The 22,497-nt window shown below is 64.3% G+C and carries 25 protein-coding genes; 10 read left to right on the forward strand and 15 right to left on the reverse strand.

What is annotated here, in order from left to right; translation table 11 throughout:
* Positions 1–57: 57 nt before the first annotated feature.
* Positions 58–675, forward strand: a complete 618-nt coding sequence (locus ACN6KF_RS17290) for a DUF1989 domain-containing protein (RefSeq protein ID WP_434958027.1) — start codon at positions 58–60, stop codon at positions 673–675.
* A gap of 280 nt (positions 676–955) precedes the next feature.
* A complete protein-coding gene (speB, locus tag ACN6KF_RS17295) occupies positions 956–1,825 on the forward strand; it encodes an agmatinase (RefSeq protein ID WP_434959695.1) in 870 nt (289 codons plus the stop codon).
* A 78-nt stretch (positions 1,826–1,903) separates the two neighbouring features.
* On the opposite strand, the gene ACN6KF_RS17300 is transcribed toward speB, so the two are convergent.
* From ACN6KF_RS17300 to ACN6KF_RS17310, 3 genes are all read right to left on the reverse strand, one after another.
* Positions 1,904–2,290 carry a DUF2794 domain-containing protein gene (locus tag ACN6KF_RS17300; RefSeq protein WP_311940882.1) on the reverse strand — a complete coding sequence of 129 codons (387 nt, stop codon included), beginning with the start codon at positions 2,288–2,290 and terminating at the stop codon, positions 1,904–1,906.
* Positions 2,291–2,378: 88 nt separating this feature from the next.
* Positions 2,379–3,257 (reverse strand): N-carbamoylputrescine amidase, encoded by an 879-nt coding sequence (aguB, locus tag ACN6KF_RS17305; protein WP_434959696.1) that lies wholly within the window; start codon positions 3,255–3,257, stop codon positions 2,379–2,381.
* Positions 3,257–4,288, reverse strand: coding sequence for a histone deacetylase family protein (locus ACN6KF_RS17310; protein ID WP_434958028.1), 1,032 nt, complete (start codon positions 4,286–4,288; stop codon positions 3,257–3,259). The genes aguB and ACN6KF_RS17310 overlap by 1 nt, the downstream gene beginning before the upstream one ends.
* A 201-nt stretch (positions 4,289–4,489) precedes the next feature.
* Here ACN6KF_RS17310 and ACN6KF_RS17315 point away from each other — a divergent pair, with 201 nt between their 5' ends.
* From ACN6KF_RS17315 to ACN6KF_RS17325, 3 genes are all read left to right on the forward strand, one after another.
* Positions 4,490–5,278, forward strand: a complete 789-nt coding sequence (locus ACN6KF_RS17315) for a transporter substrate-binding domain-containing protein (RefSeq protein ID WP_434958029.1) — start codon at positions 4,490–4,492, stop codon at positions 5,276–5,278.
* 141 nt (positions 5,279–5,419) lie between these two features.
* Positions 5,420–6,127, forward strand: a complete 708-nt coding sequence (locus tag ACN6KF_RS17320) for an ABC transporter permease (protein ID WP_434958030.1) — start codon at positions 5,420–5,422, stop codon at positions 6,125–6,127.
* A gap of 2 nt (positions 6,128–6,129) precedes the next feature.
* Positions 6,130–6,909: an ABC transporter permease gene (locus tag ACN6KF_RS17325; protein WP_434958031.1), complete on the forward strand. Its 780-nt coding sequence runs from the start codon at positions 6,130–6,132 to the stop codon at positions 6,907–6,909.
* 61 nt (positions 6,910–6,970) lie between these two features.
* Here the strand turns inward: ACN6KF_RS17325 and pncA are convergent, their stop codons facing one another.
* A complete protein-coding gene (gene pncA, locus ACN6KF_RS17330) occupies positions 6,971–7,588 on the reverse strand; it encodes a bifunctional nicotinamidase/pyrazinamidase (RefSeq protein ID WP_434958032.1) in 618 nt (205 codons plus the stop codon).
* Between the two features lie 137 nt (positions 7,589–7,725).
* Here pncA and rsmI point away from each other — a divergent pair, with 137 nt between their 5' ends.
* Positions 7,726–8,652: a 16S rRNA (cytidine(1402)-2'-O)-methyltransferase gene (gene rsmI, locus ACN6KF_RS17335; RefSeq protein WP_434958033.1), complete on the forward strand. Its 927-nt coding sequence runs from the start codon at positions 7,726–7,728 to the stop codon at positions 8,650–8,652.
* Positions 8,649–9,020, forward strand: a complete 372-nt coding sequence (locus ACN6KF_RS17340) for a YraN family protein (RefSeq protein WP_434958034.1) — start codon at positions 8,649–8,651, stop codon at positions 9,018–9,020. The genes rsmI and ACN6KF_RS17340 overlap by 4 nt, the downstream gene beginning before the upstream one ends.
* 136 nt (positions 9,021–9,156) lie before the next feature.
* On the opposite strand, the gene ACN6KF_RS17345 is transcribed toward ACN6KF_RS17340, so the two are convergent.
* The gene (locus ACN6KF_RS17345) at positions 9,157–11,397 is read right to left on the reverse strand and encodes a transglycosylase domain-containing protein (protein WP_434958035.1); all 2,241 of its coding nucleotides are present in this window, start codon (positions 11,395–11,397) and stop codon (positions 9,157–9,159) included.
* A gap of 538 nt (positions 11,398–11,935) precedes the next feature.
* Between ACN6KF_RS17345 and ACN6KF_RS17350 the strand changes: the two genes are divergently transcribed.
* Together ACN6KF_RS17350 and ACN6KF_RS17355 are read left to right on the forward strand one after the other, a co-directional pair.
* A complete protein-coding gene (locus ACN6KF_RS17350; RefSeq protein WP_434958036.1) occupies positions 11,936–12,295 on the forward strand; it encodes a DUF952 domain-containing protein in 360 nt (119 codons plus the stop codon).
* Positions 12,292–13,296, forward strand: coding sequence for a quinone-dependent dihydroorotate dehydrogenase (locus ACN6KF_RS17355; protein WP_434958037.1), 1,005 nt, complete (start codon positions 12,292–12,294; stop codon positions 13,294–13,296). The genes ACN6KF_RS17350 and ACN6KF_RS17355 overlap by 4 nt, the downstream gene beginning before the upstream one ends.
* A 44-nt stretch (positions 13,297–13,340) precedes the next feature.
* On the opposite strand, the gene ACN6KF_RS17360 is transcribed toward ACN6KF_RS17355, so the two are convergent.
* The 7 genes from ACN6KF_RS17360 to ACN6KF_RS17390 all read right to left on the reverse strand — a co-directional run bounded on the left by ACN6KF_RS17360 (position 13,341) and on the right by ACN6KF_RS17390 (position 20,001).
* Complete coding sequence (locus ACN6KF_RS17360; RefSeq protein WP_434958038.1) at positions 13,341–15,542, reverse strand: FAD-dependent oxidoreductase; 2,202 nt, start codon at positions 15,540–15,542, stop codon at positions 13,341–13,343.
* Between the two features lies 1 nt (position 15,543).
* Positions 15,544–16,752: an acetyl-CoA C-acetyltransferase gene (locus ACN6KF_RS17365; protein ID WP_434958039.1), complete on the reverse strand. Its 1,209-nt coding sequence runs from the start codon at positions 16,750–16,752 to the stop codon at positions 15,544–15,546.
* Between the two features lie 114 nt (positions 16,753–16,866).
* Entirely contained in the window at positions 16,867–18,645 is a 1,779-nt protein-coding gene (locus ACN6KF_RS17370; RefSeq protein WP_434958040.1) for an acyl-CoA dehydrogenase C-terminal domain-containing protein, read from the reverse strand.
* Positions 18,646–18,663: 18 nt separating this feature from the next.
* Positions 18,664–19,104 (reverse strand): MerR family transcriptional regulator, encoded by a 441-nt coding sequence (locus tag ACN6KF_RS17375; protein ID WP_434958041.1) that lies wholly within the window; start codon positions 19,102–19,104, stop codon positions 18,664–18,666.
* A 287-nt stretch (positions 19,105–19,391) separates the two neighbouring features.
* Entirely contained in the window at positions 19,392–19,532 is a 141-nt protein-coding gene (locus tag ACN6KF_RS17380; RefSeq protein WP_434958042.1) for a GNAT family N-acetyltransferase, read from the reverse strand.
* Between the two features lie 8 nt (positions 19,533–19,540).
* Positions 19,541–19,666 carry a hypothetical protein gene (locus ACN6KF_RS17385; RefSeq protein WP_434958043.1) on the reverse strand — a complete coding sequence of 42 codons (126 nt, stop codon included), beginning with the start codon at positions 19,664–19,666 and terminating at the stop codon, positions 19,541–19,543.
* Between the two features lie 86 nt (positions 19,667–19,752).
* The gene (locus tag ACN6KF_RS17390; protein WP_434958044.1) at positions 19,753–20,001 is read right to left on the reverse strand and encodes a hypothetical protein; all 249 of its coding nucleotides are present in this window, start codon (positions 19,999–20,001) and stop codon (positions 19,753–19,755) included.
* A gap of 206 nt (positions 20,002–20,207) precedes the next feature.
* Between ACN6KF_RS17390 and ACN6KF_RS17395 the strand changes: the two genes are divergently transcribed.
* Positions 20,208–20,453 (forward strand): class I SAM-dependent methyltransferase, encoded by a 246-nt coding sequence (locus ACN6KF_RS17395; RefSeq protein WP_434958045.1) that lies wholly within the window; start codon positions 20,208–20,210, stop codon positions 20,451–20,453.
* Between the two features lie 40 nt (positions 20,454–20,493).
* On the opposite strand, the gene ACN6KF_RS17400 is transcribed toward ACN6KF_RS17395, so the two are convergent.
* The 3 genes from ACN6KF_RS17400 to ACN6KF_RS17410 form a co-directional block, all read right to left on the reverse strand.
* On the reverse strand, positions 20,494–20,625 hold the full coding sequence (locus ACN6KF_RS17400) for a hypothetical protein (RefSeq protein ID WP_434958046.1): 132 nt from the start codon (positions 20,623–20,625) through the stop codon (positions 20,494–20,496).
* Between the two features lie 62 nt (positions 20,626–20,687).
* Positions 20,688–21,356: an outer membrane protein gene (locus ACN6KF_RS17405; protein WP_434958047.1), complete on the reverse strand. Its 669-nt coding sequence runs from the start codon at positions 21,354–21,356 to the stop codon at positions 20,688–20,690.
* A gap of 130 nt (positions 21,357–21,486) precedes the next feature.
* Positions 21,487–22,494 carry a nitroreductase family protein gene (locus ACN6KF_RS17410; protein ID WP_434958048.1) on the reverse strand — a complete coding sequence of 336 codons (1,008 nt, stop codon included), beginning with the start codon at positions 22,492–22,494 and terminating at the stop codon, positions 21,487–21,489.
* Between the last annotated feature and the right edge of the window lie 3 nt (positions 22,495–22,497).

Genomic DNA, 22,497 nt, shown 5'->3' on the forward strand with positions numbered 1-22,497 from the left:
GCGCATCAAAGGTTGAGCGCGTCAGGCGCCGAGGCAATTTCAAGGGAGGCAGCACGAATGGGCATCGAGGCGCGAGCGAAGGGTGAATTGCGGCTCATTCCGGCGCGCAAGGGCGTGGCCGAGCGGGTGAAGGCCGGGCAGACTGTGACGGTGATCAACACCCATGGCAGCCAGGTCGTCGACAGTTGGGCCTTCAATGCCGAGGATCCCGGCGAGTTCATGTCGATGGAGCACAGCCGCGGCGCCATGCTGCGCGTCAATCCCCAGGTCGGAGACACGCTGCGCAGCAATCGCCGCCGCCCCATGCTCACCTTGACCGAGGACAATTCCGGCGGCATCCACGACACGCTGATCGCCGCCTGCGATCGCTATCGTTATGAGCAGCTAGGCCATGTTGGCCATCACGACAGTTGCACCGACAATCTGGCGAATGCCCTGGCTTCGGTCGGCGTCACCGACGCGGAGACACCGAGCCCGCTCAACCTGTTCATGAACATCCCGGTCGGTGAAGACGGCAGCGTCTCCTTCCAGCCGCCGGTGTCGACGCCGGAATCCCATGTCCGCCTCAGGGCCGAGATGGACCTGATCATCGTTTTCTCGGCCTGTCCCCAGGACCTGGTGCCGGTAAACGGCGCCGACTGCATCCCCCAGGATGCGCATTACACCATCGACTGACCGCCTCAGGCGCGGCTTGAGAGCAGAGTGCTCTGTCATCCCCGGCGCCGCCATAGGCGGCGGGAAGGGGATCCAGGGGCCGAAAGGACTTCGCCTGGAATTCCTGGATCCCCTTTCCTCGCCACTGCGTGGCTCTCCGGGGATGACAGTCTCTTCGATATAACCCTTCAGATAAGAGCCCTCTGGCTCCCCGGACAGGAACGAAAAAGTGAGCAGCAACAATTCCTTCCAGCCGCTCGATTCGGGCGTGGTGCCGCGCTTTGCCGGCCCCTCCACCTTCATGCGCCTGCCCATGGCAAGACCGGAGGAGGTCGAGATCGCCCTGGTCGGCATTCCCTTCGATGGTGGCGCGACCAATCGTACCGGCGCTCGGCACGGCCCCCGTGAGATCCGCAACCAGTCGAGCCTGGTGCGGCGGGTGCACCACGTCACCGGCATCTCGCCCTTCGACCGGGTACGGGCGGGCGATTGCGGCGATGCGCCGATCAATCCGCTCGATCTCATGGCCAGCCTGGAGAGCATCGAGGCCTTCTATGCCGAGATCCATGCCGCCGGCGCCCGCCCATTGACGGCGGGAGGCGACCATCTCACCACCCTGCCCATCCTGCGCGCTTTGGCAAAGCAGGTCCCAGTGGGCCTCATCCAGTTCGACGCTCATTCCGACACCTATGACAGCTTCTTCGGCAGCCGCTACAACCACGGCACGCCGTTCCGCCGCGCCATCGAGGAAGGGCTGGTCGATCCCAAGCGCATGATCCAGATCGGTATTCGCGGCGCGATCTCCGACGCAGCCAATTACGACTTCGCCCGCGCCGCGGGCGTCCGCATCGTATTCATCGAGGAGTTCATGGCCCGCGGCGTGGCCGATGTCATGGCCGAAGCGCGCGCCATCATCGGCGAGCACCCCGCCTATCTCACCTTCGACATCGACGCGCTTGATCCTTCCTTCGCGCCTGGCACGGGCACGCCGGAGATCGGGGGGATCTCCTCGCGCGAAGCCCAGGCGATGATCCGCCTGATGGAAGGCGCCAATCTGGTCGGCGCGGACCTGGTGGAAGTCTCTCCGCCACTCGACCCCTCGGGCCTCACCGCCCTGACCGGCGCAACGCTGATGTTCGAGCTGCTCTGCGTGATGGCGAGTGGCGGCTGAGGTAATCCTGTTTTACGGTTATCCTGGATCTGCGGCGCAACACTGCATGCCGCACCGCGCGAGGGATGACCGACGTCCTCACACCACCAGGCGCAGCGGCTTGTCGATGGCCTGCAGCACGCGCGCCAGATCGTGGCCGCGCTTGAGGATCATGCCCGTCGGCGCCAACACGCTATAGGCGCCCTGGCGCTGGGCGAGCGAGGGATCCTTGACGATGCGATAGAGCGGCATCTCCGAGGCGCGCCGAAAGATGGAAAACACGGCCTTGTCGCGCAGGAAATCGATGGCATAGTCGCGCCATTCGCCATGGGAGACCATGCGACCGTAGAGATTCATGATCTGGCGCAGTTCGTGCCGGTCGAAGGCGATGGCTGGTGGATCGGGGCGGCGCGAAGCGGGAAGGTGCGCGACATCTGCGCTTTCGCTTCGCGAAAACAGCGATCCAGGCGGATCAGCCTCCGTCATGACGCCTCCTGTGTAAGCGGCTTGTCGTCACAGTGTCATGATTGCGCCGATCCGCCTCGCATTCAAGTTTTATTGCCTCCCGAACCGGTCATCGCAGGGGAAGACTGCCGTCTCCGGTGGAAAGCCGGCCGTAAAGCTCGGGCCGGCGATCGCGAAACAGCCCCCAGGCGGCGCGTTCGGCGCGAATCGCCTCAAGATCGAAGCTTGCCGTCAGCACGGCTTCGCCGGAGCGCCCCGCCTCCGCCACCAGCTCTCCGTGCTGGCCGGCAATGAAGGAAGAACCGTAGAAGGTCAGATCCTGCTCGCCGAAGCGCTCGACACCGATGCGGTTGGCCGCCATCACCGGCATGATATTGGCGCCGGCATGGCCGCGCATCACCGTGCGCCAATGCTCCATCGAATCGAAGCCGGTGGCGGGCTCGGAGCCGATCGCGGTGGGATAGAGCAGTGCATCCGCACCCATCAGCGCCATGGACCGCGCCGCTTCGGGGAACCACTGGTCCCAGCAGATGCCTACGCCGATGGTGCCGAAACGGGTAGGCCAGACCTTGAAGCCGGTATCGCCGGGCCGGAAATAGAACTTCTCCTCATAGCCCGGCCCGTCCGGGATATGGGACTTGCGATAGAGGCCGAGGACGCCGCCATCGGCGTCCACCATGACGAGGCTGTTGTAATAGGCTTGGTTGGCCCGCTCGAACAGGCTGACCGGCAGGACCACGCCGAGCTCGGCGGCAAGGGCGCGCATGGCCTTGAGGGTCGGATGATCCTGGTCCAGCGTGCGCGCCTTGGCGAAATGCTCGGCCTTCTCCTCCTGGCAGAAATAGAGATCCTCGAACAGTTCCTGCACGAGCACGATTTGGGCACCAGCACCGGCCGCCTCGCGCACCAGCCGCGTTGCCGTGGCCACATTGTCGTCAACGCTGTCGGTGCAGGCGAACTGCACCACGCCGAAGGTCGTTTTGGCCATCATACCTCCTCGAAGCCGGTGAGGACGCCAACCGCATTCACCGCGATTTCGGCCACGGCATAACCGCCTTCCATCACGAAGAGCGTCGGCAGCCCGAGCTTGGCGATTCGCGCGCCGATGAGCGGATAATGCTCGGTTTTCAGCTTGAAGGCGCTGATCGGGTCCTTCTCGAAGGTATCGACCCCGAGCGAGACCAGCAGCACGTCGGGCTTGTAGGCCGCCGCCTTGGCGCAGGCATCGTCCAGTGCCGCGCCCCAGACCTCGAAGGTGGTACCTGCCGGCATGGGATAGTTGACGTTGAAGCCCACACCCTTGCCGGCGCCTGTCTCGTCGGCATGGCCGAGGAAGAAGGGATATTCGTTGGCGGGGTCGCCATGCAGGTTGAGCACCAGCACGTCGTCGCGCTCGTAGAAGATCTCCTGCGTGCCATTGCCGTGATGATAGTCGACGTCGAGGATGGCGACCTTGCGTGCGCCATTGTCCAGGAACCATTGCGCCGCCACGGCCGCATTGTTGATGAAGCAATAGCCGCCCATGAAACCGGAACCGGCATGATGGCCGGGCGGACGGCAGAGGGCGAAGGCCGACTTCTCGCCACCCTTGACCAGTCCGGCGGCCGTCAGCGCCACCTCATAGGAGGATTTGATCGCGTCCCAGGTGCCCTCCACGAAGGTCGCCCCGGCGTCGAAGGAATAATAGCCGAGCAGCGCCTCGATCGATTCCGGCGGCTTGTCGCCCCTCAGGCCGCGCGTCGGCCAGGTAAAGGGCATCGCCGTGCCCTCGCGCCCGGCAGCCTTCCACATCGGATAGGCCCGCCCGAGGAAATCGATGAAATCAGGCTTGTGCACGCGCAAGGCGGCATCGAGCGAATGGGTTTGCGGCGCCAGCACCGGGCCGAGCCCGACCGCGTCGATGCGGGCGCGGATGAATTCGGCACGCGAGGGCATCTCGAAGGCCGGCACGATGGCGCCGGCCACCAGTTCGACATTGCCGGCATGGCCCTTGTGACGCTCGGAATAGACGGATTTCATCGGGGAGCGGGTTCCAGTGACTGTTCCTGGAATTGTGATCACAATTTCCAGGCCTTAGCAAGGGCAACCAGATCGAAGGGGACAACCGGCGCCATTCTGCCCCTATTGCTTTTACCTAGGGGCAATGTTTCATTCGCCGGACGGGATGACATTTGCATGATACGAGCTAAGAAGCATTCCGATACCACCCAGGGAGGTTCTATGCGTTTCGTAAAATTCGCGGCCGGCGCATTGGCGCTGATGGCCAGCATGGGCATGGCCAGCGCCAAGGATTGGTCGACCATCAAGATCGGCACCGAGGGGGCCTATCCTCCCTTCAACAGCCTGACGCCATCGGGTGAGATCGTCGGCTTCGACGTCGACATCGCCAAGGCCGTCTGCGAGAAACTGAAAGCAAAATGCACCGTCGTCGCACAGGATTGGGATGGCATCATTCCTGGCCTGAAGGCCGGCAAATACGATGCCATTTTCGCCTCGATGTCGATCACGGACGAGCGCAAGAAGCAGGTCGATTTTTCCAGGTCCTATTACCAGACACCAGCCGTCTGGGTCGCTCCCAAGGACAGCAAGATCAAATCCTTCGACTCCGAAGGCCTGAAGAGCGCCATCGTCGGCACCCAGTCCTCCACCATCCATTCCAACTTCCTGGAGGGTGAGATCGGCACCGGCGGCGCGCAGGTGAAGCTCTATCCCGCCCAGGATGAGGCCAATGCTGACCTCGCCGCCGGGCGTATCGACGCCGTCGAGGCCGACAAGAGCGCCATGACGGAGTGGCTCAAATCCGATGCCGGCAAGTGCTGCGAGATCAAGGCCGAGATCGACATCAAGAAATATGTGAAATATTTCGGCACTGGCGTCGGCGCGGCCGTGCGCAAGGAGGATACGGATCTTCGCGACGCCATCAGCAAGGCGATCGAGGAAATCCACGCCGACGGCACCTACCAGAAGCTGAACGCCAAGTATTTTCCGTTCGACCTCTGGGTGCCCTGACGCCACCGCCTGAGACGCGTGACGCATAGGCCGCTGGCCCCGTATGAGGCCAACGGCCATGACGTGACGGCGCATTGATCGGCCTGGCATCGAATCCGGTGCCAGTGCCCTATCCCGATGGCTCGGCGGCGGGGAGACGGAATGGAACTTCTGGGATTTGGTGCAACGGGATGGGGCCCCCCGCTGCTGCAAGGCGCCATGATGACCCTGGGCCTGGCCTTGTGCACCCTGCCTTTCGGCCTGCTGCTTGGACTCGCCGTAGCGATGGCCAAGAACGGCGGCCCCATATGGCTCGGCGTCGTCTGCGGTATCTATACCTCGCTGTTTCGCGCCTTGCCCGAGCTTCTCACCATCCTGATCGTCTATTTTCTGGGCCAATCCGCCATCAATACGCTTCTGACGGCCCTGGGGATCGGCATCCAGATCGAAGTCAGCGGTTTTGCCGCCGGTTTCATGGCCCTCGGCCTGGTGCTCGGCGCCTTTTCCAGCGAGGTCTGGCTCGGCGCCCTGCGCAGCCTTTCCAGAGGACAGAGCGAGGGGGCGACCGCACTGGGCCTCAGCCGCGGCCAGACATTCCGCATGATCATCCTGCCGCAACTGATCCGCACGGCCCTGCCCGGCCTCGGCAACAATTGGATGGCGCTCCTGAAGGACACCTCGCTCGTCTCCGCCATCGCCGTCAGCGAACTGATGTACATGACCAACCGAGCCGTGTTTGCGACCAAGCAGCCCTTGATGTTCTATGCAGCCTGCTGCCTGCTCTATCTGGTGATGGCCATCCTGTCCGGCGTCGCCCAGACGATGCTGGAAAGGTATTTTAATCGCGGCCAGAACCTGGCGAGGGCTTGAGCATGGATACGCTCTGGTCCGGTTTTCTCGGCCTCGTCGGTGATATCGGCCTCAACGCCGATCTGCTGGCGACCTACGGCCCGCGCTTCCTGGCCGGCCTGCGCCTGACGCTGCTGCTGGTCGCCCTGGCAATGGTGCTCGGCGCCTTGCTGTCTTTCCCGATCGCTCTGGCGCGCATGTCGCGCAATTCGATCCTGAGGGGGCTGGCCTATGGCTATATCTATTTCTTTCGCGGCACGCCGCTGCTGGCGCAGGTCTATCTGATCTACAACGGCCTTGGCATCTTCCTTGGTACCCACAAATCCTTCTTCGAGGATCTCGGCCTGTGGTGGCTACTGCGCGACGGTTTTTACTACGCGGTGGTGGCCTTCACCCTGAATACTGCCGCCTATCAGGCCGAAATCCTGCGCGGCGGCATCGAGTCGTTGCCGAGAGGCCAGACCGAGGGAGGCCTCGCGCTTGGCCTGCATGCAGGCCAGATTTTCCGCAAGATCATTCTACCCCAGGCCCTGATGGTGAGCCTGCGCCCCTATGGCAACGAGTTGATCCTGATGCTCAAGGCGAGTTCGGTCGCCGCCCTTGTGGCGGTACCGGAACTGATGGGCGTGACACGTCTTGCCTTCTCGCGCACATTCGATTTCCAGGCCTATATGTGGACCGCGATCATCTACCTGATCATGGTCTTCGCCATCGCCCATGTCTGGAACCTTCTGGAGAAGCGGCTGACGCGGCACCTGCATCGTGCCATGCCGCAACTGGCGGCGACCGCTCAGGCGCATTGAGTCCCGGTGTGCCGGTCTTCTCGGCTCCGTCGAGAGATGGAGCGGAACCGGCACACCAAAGCTAGATCCTGTCGACCAGGGTGGCGCCAGCCTGCCGCATGGCGTCAATCCCCGCAGCGACGGAACCATCGAGATCGATGCCGCGGCAGGCATCGAGTACGACGATGGTCTCGAAACCCAGGCGCCTGGCATCCTCGGCCGAGAAGCGCACGCAGAAATCGGTGGCGAGGCCGACGCAGAACAGCCGGCCGAGACCGCGCTCCCTGAGATAGCCAGAGAGCCCGGTCGGGGTTTTGCGATCGTTCTCGAAGAAGGCCGAATAGCTGTCGATGGCGCGATTGTAGCCCTTGCGGATGATCATCTCCGCCCTGGGCAGGGCCAGGCCGGGATGGAATTCGGCCCCCTGGCTGCCCTGGAGGCAATGATCGGGCCAGAGCGTCTGCTCGCCATAGGGCATGGTCGTCGTGGTGAACGGCGCCTTGCCCGGATGGCTGGAAGCAAAGGAGGAGTGGCCGGGCGGGTGCCAGTCCTGCGTCAGCACACAATGGGCGAAATCCACGGCCATCCGGTTGATATCAGGCACCACTGAATCACCGTCGGGCACGGCCAGAGCCCCGCCCGGGCAGAAATCGTTCTGCACGTCGATCACCAACAGGACGTCGTTCGGGCCGGGCTTCATGAAATCTCTCTCTTCACGGCGTTATGCCTCTATCTTGATCACCCCGGCTGGAAGATCAACTTGCCTTTGATTCTCAGGGAGCTACACAGAAGAATAGGCTGCGGATTGCGACTCGCGGCCGGCAAAGGCAGGACCCCATGCGTCCAGATTTCTCTCCCGCCATCGTCGACGCCGAGCACAGCTATTTGCTGCATGGCCAGCGCTTGACCGCCCCCTCCCTGTTGCCGGGTCTCCATGTGGTGGCGACGCCCATCGGCAATCTTTCGGACATCACGCTTCGGGCGCTGACCACGCTGGCGGCCGCCGATCTCATCGTCTGCGAAGATACGCGCGTCACCAGCCGCCTCACCAATCATTATGGCATCAGCGCCCAGCTCCTGGCCTATAACGACCACAACGCGCCCCGCGTACGGCCCCAGATCCTGGAGCGCCTTACCAGCGGCCAGGGCGTCGCCCTGGTTTCGGACGCCGGCACGCCGATGGTGTCGGATCCCGGCTTCAAGCTGGTGCGCGAAGCGATCGAAGAGGAAATTCCCGTCTTCGCGGCGCCCGGCCCCTCCGCCGCGCTTGCGGCGCTGGCCGTCGCAGGCCTGCCGACCGACAGCTTCTTTTTCGAGGGCTTCCTGCCCAACAAGGACGGTGCCCGGTCCAACCGCCTCGCCGAGCTCAAGACCATTCCCGCCACCCTGATCTTCTACGAAAGCGGCCCGCGCCTCGCCGACAGCCTAGCCGCCATGGCGACGGCACTCGGCGACCGAGCAGCGACCGTGGCGCGGGAACTGACCAAGGCCTACGAGACCGTCTATCGCGGCACGCTGGTGTCGCTGGCCACCGATTTCGCCATTGCCGACGAGCCGCGAGGCGAGATCGTCGTGGTGGTCGGCCCGCCCGTCGAGGAACCAGCCAGCGCCGACGACATCGAGGCATCGCTCGCCGCGGCCCTCGAAACGCTTTCGGTGAAGGATGCCGCCGCCGCGGTCTCGGCCCGCCTTGGCCTGTCCAAGCGCGACGTCTATGCCCGCGCCGTCGAGATGGCCTCGGAGCGCCGCAGCAGGGCCTCTTGAGCAGGCTCGAACGCCAGGCTGCCTTCCGTGTCGGCCTCAATGCCGAGACAAAAGCGGCCTGGGTGCTGCGCCTCAAGGGCTATCGCCTGCTCGCCCGCCGCTTCAAGGTGCCGGGCGGCGAGATCGACCTGATCGCCCGGCGCGGCAGCACGCTAGTGTTCGTTGAAGTCAAGGCACGAGCGGATCTGGCGGTGGCGCTCGAAGCGATCACGCCCACCCAGCAGCGGCGTATAGCCACCGCCGCCCGGGCCTGGCTGGCGCGCCATCCCGATCAGGCCCAGCTCACCCAGCGTTTCGATGCGGTCTTCGTGATGCCACGGCGCTGGCCGCGACACCTGGAGAACTGGTTCGAAATGGATCTGGGATAAGGGGAGCTGATCTTCAAACGACTGCGTCACGAATGAGGCACGACCCCACCCTCCCCACGAAGCTGGGGAAGGATTACCGCGCCCTACCAGCAACCGCCACATTGCAGGCCGGTCCTGCAAACCAGTCCTCCAAGACTTACCGCCCCAGTACCCGGTTCAGCCAATCCGCGATCGGCCGGCCGGTGTTCCGCGGCGCATTGGCCGTCATCACCGGCTCGACAGCCACCGGCTGGTCCTCCGGCGCTCCGTCGAATTGCGGCTGCGCCGCGATGACGTCCTCCGGCGGCGGCGCCTCGCGCACCCAGGGCTTGCCGGGCAACGGCGCCGGCGACACGCCCTTGTGGGCACCGCGCATGAACTCGTTCCAGATCTGGGCCGGCAGGCTGCCGCCGGTCATGCGCGAGGTGGAAGTGCCGTCGTCGTTGCCGAGCCAGACGGCCGTCACCATGTGGCTGGTATAACCGATGAACCAGGCATCGCGATAATTCTGGCTGGTGCCGCTCTTGCCGGCCGATTGCCAGCCTGGCAGGCCATATTTGCGCGCCGTGCCGACCGTCAGCGTCTGGCTCATCATCGCATTCATCATGCCGACCTTGTCGTCCTCGATGACGCGCTGATTGCCGGGAGCCTGGCGCTGGAACAGCACCTTGCCCTTCTCAGTCTTGATGCTCCTGACCACATAGGGGATCACCATGCGCCCGCCATTGGCGAAAGTGGCATAGGCCGAGGTGATCTCCAGTGGTGTGACTTCCGAGGTGCCGAGGGCGATGGAGGGATTGGGCTCGAGATTGGAATTGATGCCGAGGCTGTGGGCAACCGCCACCACCGCCTTGGGGCCCACTTCGGCGCACAGGCGCACCGCGACCGTATTGAGCGAGAGGGCAAGCGCTGTGGTCAGCGAGACCGGGCCGCGATATTCGCGCGAGAAGTCCTTCGGGCTCCAGCCCGCCAGAGTGATCGGCGCATCGTCACGTACGGTTTCGGGCGTGGCGCCGTTCATCAGCGCGGCGAGATAGACGAAAGGCTTGAAGGTGGAGCCGGGCTGGCGATAGGCCGAGATCGCCCGGTTGAACTGGCTTTCGGCATAGGAGCGCCCGCCCACCATGGCGCGCACGGCGCCATCGGGATCCATCGCAACCAGGGCCCCCTGGCTCACGCGCAGCTTGCCGCCGGACTTGTCGAGGCCCTGGCGCAGGGATTGCTCGGCAAGGTTCTGCAGCTTGGCGTCGATGGTGGTCTCCACCACCACGTCGGTGTCGAGCGGGCCAGTGAGATCGCTGAGCTGGTTGGAAATCCAGTCGGCCGGATAATTGCCGGAAGAGCGAACCGCCAATTTGGAAACCTTGACCGGCGTGGCCTGAGCCGCCTTCTCGTCCTGTGCGGAAATCGCCCCGGTATCGACCATGGCGTCGAGCACGAGCTGAGCCCGGTCATGCGCACCCTTGGGGTTCTTGGTCGGGTCGAGTGACGACGGAGCCTTGACCAGGCCGGCCAGGGTCGCGGCTTCGGCAATGGTGAGATTCTTGGCAGGCTTGCGGAAATAACGCTGCGCCGCCGCCTCGATGCCATAGGCACCCGCGCCGAAATAGACGCGGTTGATATACATCTCCAGGATCTGGTTCTTGGAGAATTTGCGCTCGAGATAGACGGCGAGGATGGCCTCCTGGATCTTGCGGCGCAGGCTGCGTTCCGGCGTCAGGAAGACGTTCTTGGCCAGCTGCTGGGTCAGCGTCGAGCCGCCTTGGGTCAGGCGATGGGTGGTGAGATAGACATAACCGGCGCGGGCCAAGCCCTGCGGGTCGACGCCGTAATGGGAATAGAAGCGCCGATCCTCGATGGCGACGAAGGCCAGAGGCACATATTTCGGCAGATCCTTGAGCGAGACGGCGGCGCCGCCCATTTCGCCCTGATTGGCGAGCACGGTGCCATCAGCCGAGACGATCTTCACATTGGGCGGCCGCGGCGGCACTTCCAGGTTCTGGATCGGCGGCAAATTGGCGGCATACCAGGCCACCACGCCGCCAACGCCGAGCAGGCCCCACATGCACATCACGAAGGACCAATAGGTCAGGCGGTAGAGCATCGAGCGGCGGCGCTTGGGCTTGCGTCCTCCGCCGCCAGAACTACCACCGCCTCCGCCGCGGCGGGACGAACCACCGCCACTTCGAGAGGAGGATCCGCCGAACAGGCTCCAGCCCTTCTTCGAACGCACGGCCTTGGCGCGCGAGGGCGCGCGATCGCGCTGCTCCAGCGGTACGGGCGCGGGCCGATCTTCCCGGGTCAGGCGAAACGTATCGCCCTGATCGGCCTCCTGGCCTGCTTCCGGCTCGAAACGCGGCTCGACCCGCTCAACCATGCGCCGTTGCCCTTGCGCCATCCTTGCCTTCCAAAACTCCAGAACAAAGCGCGTTCAAGCGTGGACGCTCCCTTGCTCTAACTCATCATTTCCAGCCGATCCGACGGATTGGCTATCGCGTCATTACGATTGTCTTGCCAATTCTTGGCGATACCGCCAATCGCAAGACGCCCCTGCAATCAGACCAGTCATAGCAGCGTTGGGTTAACAACGGTTACCACCGGAATTTCCTCCTGCTTTCCGCTGCGCGAAAGGCATGAACAAGGCGTCAATCCGTCATTGTCGTGGCGCATTCAAGCATCGATGCCGTGCAAAGCGTGGAAAAACCATGCAGGCCGCGGCAGGCGAGAGCAAAACGCGTTTGGACGCAAACGCTTCTTCGCCCTCGCTCTATGTTTTGATGCGTCATTGCGATTCTTGGCGATTCCGCCAAATCGCAAAACGCTTTGGCCCTTTCGTAAAATCTCCGCGCCTTGTAGGAGACGTTTCCTGGAGCGTTTTGCGACACTTGGCTATTCAGCCAAATCGCAAAACGCTCCAGGAAACGGCAGGAGGATCTATGGCGCTCATCTACAAGATCTTGACGGCGCAACAATGGCGCAATGCCGAGGCCAGCGGGCGCTTCGATGGGGCGCCCGTCGATGTCCAGGATGGCTACATCCATTTTTCCTCCGCCGAGACAGCGCAGGAGACGGCCGCCCGGCATTTTGCCGGGCAGGACGATCTCATTCTCGCCGCCGTCGAGGCTGACAGGCTGGGCGAGGCCCTCAAATGGGAAGTCTCGCGCGGCGGTGCCCTGTTCCCGCATCTTTATGCCGCCCTGCCCCTCGATTTGGTCGAATGGACGGCGCCCCTGCCGCTCGGAGCGGACGGCCACCATGTCTTCCCGCTCGAGTTCCTTTCGAGCCAGCAGCCATGATCGGCGCAGCCTTCGCCCTGATCCGTCCCCGCTTGTTCCGGATGGATCCCGAGCAAGCGCATGAGGCTACGCTCTCCGCCCTGCGCAGCCTGCCGATGCCGCCTTCCCTCCCCGATCCGGCCTCGCTCAAGGTGAAGGCCTTCGGGCTCGATTTCCCCAATCCGGTCGGCGTGGCCGCCGGCTTCGACAAGAATGCCGAGGTCGTCGATCCGCTGTTCAAGCTTGGCTTCGGCTTCGTGGAGATCGGCAGCGTCACGCCGAGGCCGCAGGATGGCAATCCCCGCCCCCGCCTGTTCCGCCTGCCGGCGGACGAGGGTGTGATCAACCGCTTCGGCTTCAACAATCAGGGCCATGCCGCCGTACTGGCCCGCCTCAAAGCCCGCAAGGGCCGCGGCATCTTGGGTGTCAATGTCGGCGCCAACAAGGACAGCGAGGACAAGGCCGCCGACTATGCCGCCGGCATCATCGTCTTCGCCCCGGTCGCTTCCTATTTCACCCTCAATATTTCCTCGCCCAACACGCCGGGCCTGCGCAATCTGCAAAAGCGGGAGGCGCTCGACGAATTGCTGGCCCGTGCGGTGGAGGCGCGCGATACGGCCGCGCTCATCGGGCCGCGTCGCCCGCTTCTTCTCAAGATCGCGCCCGACGTCACCATGTTCGAACTCGACGACATCGTCGACCGCGCCCTCGCCCACAAGCTCGACGGCATGATCGTCTCCAACACCACGATCTCCAGGCCCGAGACGCTCAAGGAGCGTGAGACGGCCAAGGAAACCGGCGGCCTGTCGGGCGCGCCCTTGTTCGAACTCTCCACGCAGGTGCTGGCCGAAACGGCGCGGCGTGTCGGTGGCCGTTTCCCCCTGATCGGGGTCGGCGGCATTCATTCAGCCAGGACCGCCAAGGCCAAGCTCGAGGCCGGCGCCACGCTGGTGCAGCTCTATTCGAGCCTGGTCTACAAAGGCCCCGGCCTGATCCGGCAGATCAAGAAGGGACTGCGGTAATCGTCTGGGATCGCAGGCATCCTTGCCCGCGATCCCAGAAGTCATTACGCCGCCTTCTTCTCCGGCTTGAAGCGCTGGTAGAAACGCTCATCCTTTGCAGCCATGTCGCGCAGCAGCTTGTTGGGCTGGAAGCGCGGGCCAAAGGCGGCTGCCAGCTTATCGCACAGGGCCACGAAGGCCTTGCTGCCCATGCCGTCGATATAGGACAGGGCTCCCCCCGTGAACGGCGCAAAGCCGAAGCCGAGGATGGAGCCGACATCCGCCTCGCGCATGTCGGTGATGATGCCGTCCTCCACGGTACGAGCCGCTTCCAGTGCCTGGACCACGAGGAAACGGTGCTTCAGGGTCTCCTTGTCGATGGTGTCGGGATCGAGCTTCACCGCCTGAAGATCCGACAGGCCCGGCCATAGCCGCTTGGAGGCGCCGGCGGGATAATCGTAGAAGCCCTTGCCGTTCTTGCGGCCGAGGCGGCCATGCTGATTGAGCAAAGCATCGAGCAGCTTCTCCTGCGCCGGATCGATGGCGGCCTCACCGAGATCCTTCTTGGTAGCCTGCAGGATCTTCCATGCCAGGTCGATGGCGATCTCGTCGTTGAGCGAGAGCGGCCCGACCGGCATGCCGGCCGCGCGGGCGACGTTCTCGATCATCGCTGGCGGCACGCCCTCGCCCAGCATCAGATGGCCTTCGCGGATATAGTTGAGCACGCAGCGATTGGCGAAGAAGCCGCGGCCGTCATTGACCAGGATCGGCGTCTTCCTGATCGCCCGCACGAAGTCGAACGCCACGGCGATGGCCTTGTCACCGGTCCTGGCACCCTTGATCACCTCGACCAGCAGCATCTTGTCGACCGGCGAGAAGAAATGCACGCCGACGAACTGTTCGGGACGGGCCGAGTTCTCGGCCAGCGAGGAGATCGGCAGCGTGGAGGTATTCGATGCGAAGACGGTATCCTCGCTGATCACTGCCTGGATCTTCTTGATCACCTCGGCCTTGACGGTGCGATCCTCGAACACGGCCTCGACGATGAGGTCGACGCCGGCGAGCGCGTTGAAATCGGCCGTGGCGGTAATTCGGCCGAGCAGGGCTTCCTTATCGGCCATCGAGGCGCGGCCCTTCTTGATCTGGCCGGTGATCAGGCCGTCGGAATGGGCCTTGCCCTTGTCGGCGGCTTCCTGATCGCGGTCAACAAGCACCACGTCGAGCCCGGCCAGTGCCGAGACATAGGCGATGCCCGCGCCCATGAAGCCGGCGCCGACCACGCCGACGCGCTTGAGGTTGGACGGCGGCAGGGCCGGACGGCGCGCGCCCTTGTTCAACTCCTGCATGGAGACGAACAGAGTGCGGATCATCGAGCGCGCCTCGGTCGAGCGCAGCACATGGGCGAAATAGCGCGATTCCACCGTGAGCGCGCGGTCGAAGGGCAGTTGGAGGCCCTCATAGACCGTCTGCAGAATGGCTCGGGCGGCGGGGTAATTATCGTAGGTCTCGCGGCGATAGAGCGCGTTCGCCGGCGGGAACACCATCATGCCGGCCTTGGAATAGACCGGGCCGGCCGGCAGGCGGAAGCCTTCGACATCCCAGGGCGCCACCGGCGAGCCACCGTCCCTGATCCATTCCTTAGCCTTTACAACCAATTCCTCACGCGGCGCGACGGCATGCAGAAGGCCCATCTTCTGGGCCTGGCTGATGCGCAGTTGATCGCCCTTGAGCAGCATCTGCAGGGCCTGGTCCGGCTTCATCAGGCGGGACACGCGGGTGGTGCCGCCGGCACCGGGGAACAGGCCGACCTTGACTTCGGGCAGGCCGACGCGGGCCTTGTCATTGTCGGAGGCGCCGATGCGGTAATGGCAGGCCAAGGTAAGCTCGAAAGCGCCACCCAGGCAGACGCCGTTGATGGCGGCAGCGAAGGGCTTGCCTGCGGTTTCGATGCGTCGATAGAGCTGGGAGAGAAAGCGGCTCTCGGCGAAGAAGGTCTCCATCGCCTTCTCTTCGCCGAGCTCGGCGCGCGCCTTGGCATAGCGCTGGCCCATGCCCTCGAGCATGGTGAGGTCGGCGCCGCCGGAAAAAGCGTCCTTGCCCGAGGCGATCACGCAACCCTTGATGGCGGCATCGGAGGTCACGCGATCGAGGATCTGGCCGAGTTCCTCCATCACCTCCACGGTGATGACGTTCATCGAGCGGCCGGGCATGTCCCAGGTGGCGAGAGCGATACCGTCGCTATCGACATCGAAGCGGAAATTGTTCATCTCAGATCCTCTCGATGATGGTGGCGGCGCCCATGCCGGCGGCAACGCACAGCGTGATCAGGGCGGTCGACTTGCCGGTGCGCTCGAGTTCGTCGAGAGCGGTGCCCAGGATCATTGCACCGGTGGCGCCGAGCGGATGGCCCATGGCGATGGCGCCGCCGCAGGGATTGACCTTGGCGGGATCGAGATCGAAGGCCTGCATGTAGCGCAGCACCACCGAGGAGAAGGCCTCGTTGATCTCAAACAGATCGATGTCGGCCTTGCTCATGCCGGCCTTGCGCAGCAGGAGTTCGGTGACGTCGACGGGACCGGTCAGCATCAGGGCGGTATCCGAGCCGATCGAGGCAGCTGCCCGGAGACGGGCGCGCGGCTTGAGGCCGAAGCGCTTGCCGGCCTCGGCCGAACCGATCAGCACGGCGGAAGCACCATCGACAATGCCGGAGGAATTGCCGGCGTGATGGACGTGGCTGACCTTCTCGACTTCCGGATGCGACTGTACCGCGACCGCGTCGAAGCCACCCATCTCGCCCATCTGCACGAAAGAGGCATTGAGCGAGGCCAGGGACTGCATGGTGGTGGACGGGCGCATATGCTCGTCCTTGTCCAGGATGGTCAGCCCGTTGATGTCCTTGACGGCGATGACGGAGTTGGCGAAGCGCCCCTCGCTCCATGACTGGGCGGTGCGGCGCTGCGATTCCACCGCATAGCCGTCGACGTCGTCACGCGAGAAACCATATTTGGTGGCGATCAGATCGGCGGAAATGCCCTGGGGCATGAACCAGGTCGGCACCGCGCTGGAGGGGTCGAGCGCCCAGGCGCCGCCCGAGGCCATCATGCCGATGCGCGACATGCTCTCGACGCCGCCGGCGACGACGAGGTCCTTCTGGCCGCCGGCGATCTGGCCGGCCGCAAGGTTCACTGCATCCAGGCCCGACGCGCAGAAACGGTTGATCTGCACACCCGGTACCTTCTCGCCAAGGCCTGCATGCAGGGCCGCGATGCGGGCGATGTCGCCGCCAGCCTCGCCGATCGGATCGACGCAGCCGAGGATGACGTCCTCCACCGCATTCTCCGGCAGCTCGTTGCGCTTGGCCACGGCCCTCAGCGTCTGGCTCGCCAGCGACAGGCTGGTGACCTCGTGCAGGGCGCCATCGGCCTTGCCCTTCCCGCGCGGCGTACGCACGGCGTCGTAAATGAAGGCTTCGCTCATTGGGTCTCTCCCTGGGAGCGCGAGCATCTTGCCCGCTTTTCCCGATCAGACATACAGCTTACAAGAGCGGACATCGCGACATGTCTGCATGTCGCCGAGATGGCCGCGCTCCAATCAAAACGCCTCGGCTTCCAGAGCCATCACGTCGCCGGCACCAGCCGTGACACGGGCCAGGCGCAGCCCGGTTTCCGGCAGCAGCCTGTCCGCGAAGAACCTGGCCGTCACCAGCTTGTTCCTGGCAAAGGCATCGTCTCCCTTCGCCAGCGCCGCCTTCGCCATCTGCGCCCACATCTGGCCGAGCGCGACCAGGCCGAAAAGGTGGAGATAATCGGTCGAAGCCGCGCCGGCATTGTCCGGCTTGGCCAGGGCATTCTGCATCAGCCACATCGTGGCCTGCTGCAGGTGGCCGGCCGAAGCCTTCAAGGGAGCAATATAGGGCTTGAGCGCCTCGTCTGCCTCATGGGCCTTGAGAAAACCGTTCAATTCCCCCAGATAGGCCATCATGGCGCGGCCACCGTCGCGCGGCAGCTTGCGCCCGACGAGGTCGAGAGCCTGAATACCGTTGGCGCCTTCATAGATCAGGGTGATGCGCGCATCCCGCACGAACTGCTCGACGCCGACCTCGGCGATATAGCCGTGACCGCCAAACATTTGCTGGCTATTGATCGCATTCTGCAGGCCGTTTTCGGTAAGGACGGCCTTGACGATCGGCGTCAGCAGGCCAAGCCGGTCATCGGCCGCCTGGCGCGCGGCCGCATCGGGGGAACGACGATGGATATCGGCCTGGAGCGCAGTGGCGAGCGCCAAAGCGCGGCCGCCTTCGTTGAGGGCCCGGGCGGTCATCAAGGTGCGCCGCACGTCGGGATGCACGATGATGGGATCGGCCGCCTTGCCCGCTTCCTTGGCGCCGGTGAGGGCCCGGCCCTGTAGACGGTCGCGGGCATAGGCAGCTGCGTTCTGGGTGGCGACATCGCCCAGCGCCAGACCCTGCATGCCGACCGCCAGGCGCGCCTCGTTCATCATCACGAACATGGCGGCGAGGCCCTTGTTCTCGGCACCGACGAGATAACCAATGGCCTCTTCATAGTTCATCACGCAGGTCGAATTGGCGTGAATGCCCATCTTCTCCTCGATCTTGCCGCAGGAGACCTTGTTGCGGTCACCGAGGGAGCCGTCGGCGTTGACCAGAACTTTCGGGCACACGAACAGCGAGATGCCCTTGGTGCCTTCAGGCGCGCCCTCGATGCGAGCGAGCACCAGATGCACGATGTTGTCGGCCAGGTCATGCTCGCCGGCGGAGATGAAGATCTTGGTGCCGGAGATCTTGTAGGAGCCATCGCCGACGGGCACGGCCTTGGTGCGGATCAGGCCGAGATCGGTGCCGCAAAGCGGTTCGGTGAGGTTCATCGTGCCGGTCCATTCGCCGGCTATCATCTTGGGCAGGTAGGCCTGCTTCTGCTCATCGCTGCCATGCTCCAGGAGAGCGGCGATGGCGCCTTGGGTCAGTCCCGGATACATGCCGAAGGCCAGATTGGCGCCCGACACGAATTCCTGCATCACCGAGTTGAGCACAGCCGGCAGGCCGGCGCCGCCATATTCCGCCGGGGCCGGCAAGCCGACCCAGCCGCCTTCGCGATAGGCTTGATAAGCCTGCTTGAAACCATCCGGCGTCGTCACCGCGCCATCGTCGGAGCGAATGCAGCCCTCGCGGTCGCCGCTGACATTGAGAGGCTGCAGCAGCTCCTCGCACATCTTGGCGCCTTCGCCGAGAATGGCGCCGACGGTTTCCGGGGAGACGTCCTCGAAGCCGGGAAGATTGTTGTACTTGTTGATGTCGAGCACGTCGTTGAGGAGGAACATCACATCCTCCACGGGAGCCTTGTAGCTGGGCATCTGTCTGTTCCTGTTCGACTATTTCTGCTGACGGGCGAGGCGGCTGCGCACGGTGTCGCGCGCATGGCTGAGTTCGGCATAAGCGTGGTCGATGTCGCGACGGCGACGGTCGAGCTCGGCGAGCTTCTCTTCGAACCGCTCGAGGGCGACGCGCAACTGCGTGGCCTGGCCATCGCCGAGATCATAGAGGTCGAGCATCGACTTGACCTCCTCGAGCGAGAAGCCGACGCTCTTGCCCATCAGGACAAGCTTGAGGCGTGCGCGATCACGACGGGAATAAATACGCTCCTGGCCCCGCCTCGTGGGGGTCAGCAGGTCCTTTTCTTCGTAGAAACGCAGGGTACGCGAAGTCACCTCGAACTCGGTGACCAGTTCGTGGATGGTGAACTGCTCCTTGCGCTGTCCACCCTTCCGCAGGTCGGCGGCTTCATCGGAGAAGGCCATCTCGCTCAGTGACATCGTACACCTCTGCATCGCGGATGAGGAGGAAATACATTCAGTTTACGTTAACGTCAAGATGCAGTCGCAAGAATGTGAAGCCCGCGAGGTCGAGGATTCACTCCGCCCAACCCTGCCCTCCGTGTTTTATCGGCGCCGTTGCCCATAGAGTTCGTAGAGCGCTCCGCTATGGGGCGGCGGCAGGCTGGTCGACCCCAACCGCTGCGGACCAAACCTTCTGGCTACGGCGATGGGGGCTGTGTTGCCGGAGTGGATGACATGGACGATCTCCTGCCATCCGAGCTCCTCTAGACCCAGGTGACACAACGCGCCGCAGCCTCCGTGGCATAGCCCTTGCCCCAATGGGAACGAGCCAGGGGCCAGCCGATTTCCGTGCCTGGCCAGCCTTCGGGCTGCCAGGGGCCGACGCGGCCGACCCACTGGCCCATCGCCGTCTCTACACCGAGAAGTTACTGAAGCCGCGCGTGATCCACGCGCCGGTCATCAAAGTCATCGCCCGCCACGCCGGCGCGCGCTCCATCAGGCCGCCAATGTAGCGCGCCGTCTGCGGAACCACCATCATCGCGGCCCATGGCTCGAAAATCCTCCGGCCCCGGCGGGCGCAGGACAAGCCTGGCTGTCTCGAGTGTGGGTCCCAGCATGGCTGCCTCAATGTCCCCCGTCGCCATGCCCGCAGCCGCCATGGCCATCCCCAGAGCCGACTGGAGCATCGGCACCGCCAGCATCCCACTCCGATGCGGCAAAAACGAAAAAGAGCGGGCGCAAGCGACGCCGCCTGTAGAGCTGCCGTCGCCTTTCCCAGGCCGCAGACCCCCACAGGATGGCAACTACCAGCCCCAAACCGACGAACAGGCCGCCGATGGCCAGCAAGGTCGTAGCGTAAACGTCGGTCGCCATGCTGCCTCCCGGCTTCACCCTGAGAACAAAGAGACGCGTCTCGGGAATCCTAACCGAAATCGACGCCGGGTCCAGAGCAACGCGTGGTGACGACCAGACGATCTTGGCTCCAACGCCTTGCTTCGACGCACCCTTGCGTTTCCCGGTGGCTCCGCCGAGCCGCAAAACGCCCTAGAGTCAGCGCTACATTTGACGTAAACGCGGCCGTGCTGCTGGCCGAACGCGGCTATCGGGTCCAGGGCATCGACATCTCGCCAACGGCCATCGCCTGGGCCAATGAGATCTTCAAGGCCGCCGGGCATGCCGGCCGTTTCGTCCAGGGCGATGTCCGCGCCATACTCGACATCGGAGCCGCGTCCTTTGCCCTGGTCTTCGGCGCCTGCCTGCATTGCCTGATCGGCGCCGACCGCTGCCTCTGCCTGGCAGAGGTGCGCCGCCTTCCAGCTGGATAGCGTCTTCATCGCCAGCACCATATGCGGCCCGCCGCCCTCGTCAGGGGCCTGCGCCCGCTACGATGCCGCTCATCAATGCCTCGTCGAGGATGGCGTTCCCACACGCACCCTCAGGCCGCTGCCCGCTCTCCTGGCGGAACTGGAGGAGGCCGGCTTCGAGGTGATCGACCATCGTATCCGCCGCAATCCCTGGTGTGACTGCGCCACAATCGTCACCCGCCTCGCATCCCTTGCTCAGAACTTGTAGCTCACGCCGAGCAGCGCCGTGGTTTCGTTGAAGCGGACCTTGCCGGAGGGATTGCCGCGCAGCCGCCATTTGCCGAAATCGGAATAGCGCACCTCGCCGCGCACCGACCAGTTCTCGTCGATCGCATATTCGAGGCCGGCGCCCACAGTCCAGCCCACGCGAGTGGTGCTCTGCGAGGACACGCCAGCCGGTACCGTGACGCGGTATTTCTCGTCGGCAAAGGCAACGCCGGCGGTCAGATAGGGCAGGAAACGGTCGAAAGCGTAGCCGAGGCGGCCGCGGACGGACCCCTGCCACTCGCTCTTGAAGCGGACGGCGTAGGGCGTGGCGGCGGCGATGCCATGGCGCGTCTTGGAAAGGGAGCTATAGTCGATGTCACCTTCCAGGCCGACCACGATATGGTTGTCGAACTGGTAGTTGTAGCCGGCATGCAGGCCCCCGACGAAGCCGACATTGTTGAAGCCCTGGCGATAGCCGTCGCTCGAGGTGATCTTGGCATTGCCGAAGGCAGCGCCGGCATGGGCACCGACATAGAAACCGGTCCAGCTATAGGGGGCGACCGGCGCGATCGGCTCGGCGGTGGCATAGCCAAGGTCGGCGGCCAGAACCGGAGTGGCACTCGCCAGGAGGGCGGCTAGGGCAAGACGCAGGCGCATGGGACAATCCAGGTTGAGCGTTCGATATCAACACTCATGCCACGAGCGGCGGCGGCTGTTTGTATCGGGAGAAACAGGAGAGGTTTTCGAGGCAAGGAAGGGCGGACGAGACGTCCGCCTCTTTCTTGCCTCAACCCACTCCCGTGAGATCGACGAGCAGGCTTTCGGCCTTCAGGCGCGCCTTGCCGACGGTTCCACCGGCCCGGCCGACGCGCAGGGCATTGATCAGCCGCCGCCCGTCCCCAATGCCGAAACGGCGCCGGCATTCGCCGGCACAATCGGGATCATCGGCGAGAACAGCCATCGGCCAGGCCGACAAGCCCACGCGGGTCAGTTCCAGCCAGCAGCGATGGAAAGCCCGGCCCGATTGCAGCGCTGTTTCCTCGAAGGGCCGGTGAAACAGCACGATGCCAGCGGCACTGAGCGTCTTGCCGCGCTCCCCGAAGAGGGCGGGTGCGAGCTTGAGACGATCGACCAGCGAGAACAGGCCTCCGCCCATTACCTGGCGCGCCAGGAAGCCTTCGATCGGGCTGAGGTGCAAGGCATCGAGGTTCATGCCGTCCTCGCCATAGGCCGGATCGGACCTCGACAGCCGCATCCAGCTCAACAGTTCCAGGCGAAAAGCCCTGTCGCGGAGGAGATGCAGGCTCGCCTCGTCCGCGAGGCCGGCGAGAAACGCCCTGTGTTCCGGTGCTGCCACCAGCGTGACGTCGGGCCGTTCACCGGCCCAGGTTTGCAAATCACGCGCCTTGCTTGTCTCGACTGCGAGAAAGGGCGCGCGCCAGGTGACCCGGCTGCGCAAGGCCTCGGCCATGCCGGACGGCTGCGTGCCTTCCGTCACCTCGAAGCGTGCCAGCCGCCGCAATCCGCCCGGGCCATCTTCATCGACTTCCGCAATGGTGCCGGCGCCAAGGCCGAGTTCGGCGAGGGTGATCAGCATACCCTCCAGCGCAGCGCCGCAGGAAACCGCTAAATCGCGTCCCTCCGGATCCCCCACGGCGAGGCGTCGGGCAGGATCGGCCAGGAGCGCGATGGAGCCATCGGCCTCGAAGCACCAGCGCGCCGGCTGGGTGTTGTGCACCGACGGCGCGAGGTTCGCACCTCCAACCAATCGTCGCTGCGTGGCGGCATCGAACATGGG

This window comes from Labrys methylaminiphilus subsp. lupini (assembly GCF_051161885.1).
Classification (GTDB): Bacteria; Pseudomonadota; Alphaproteobacteria; order Rhizobiales; family Labraceae; genus Labrys.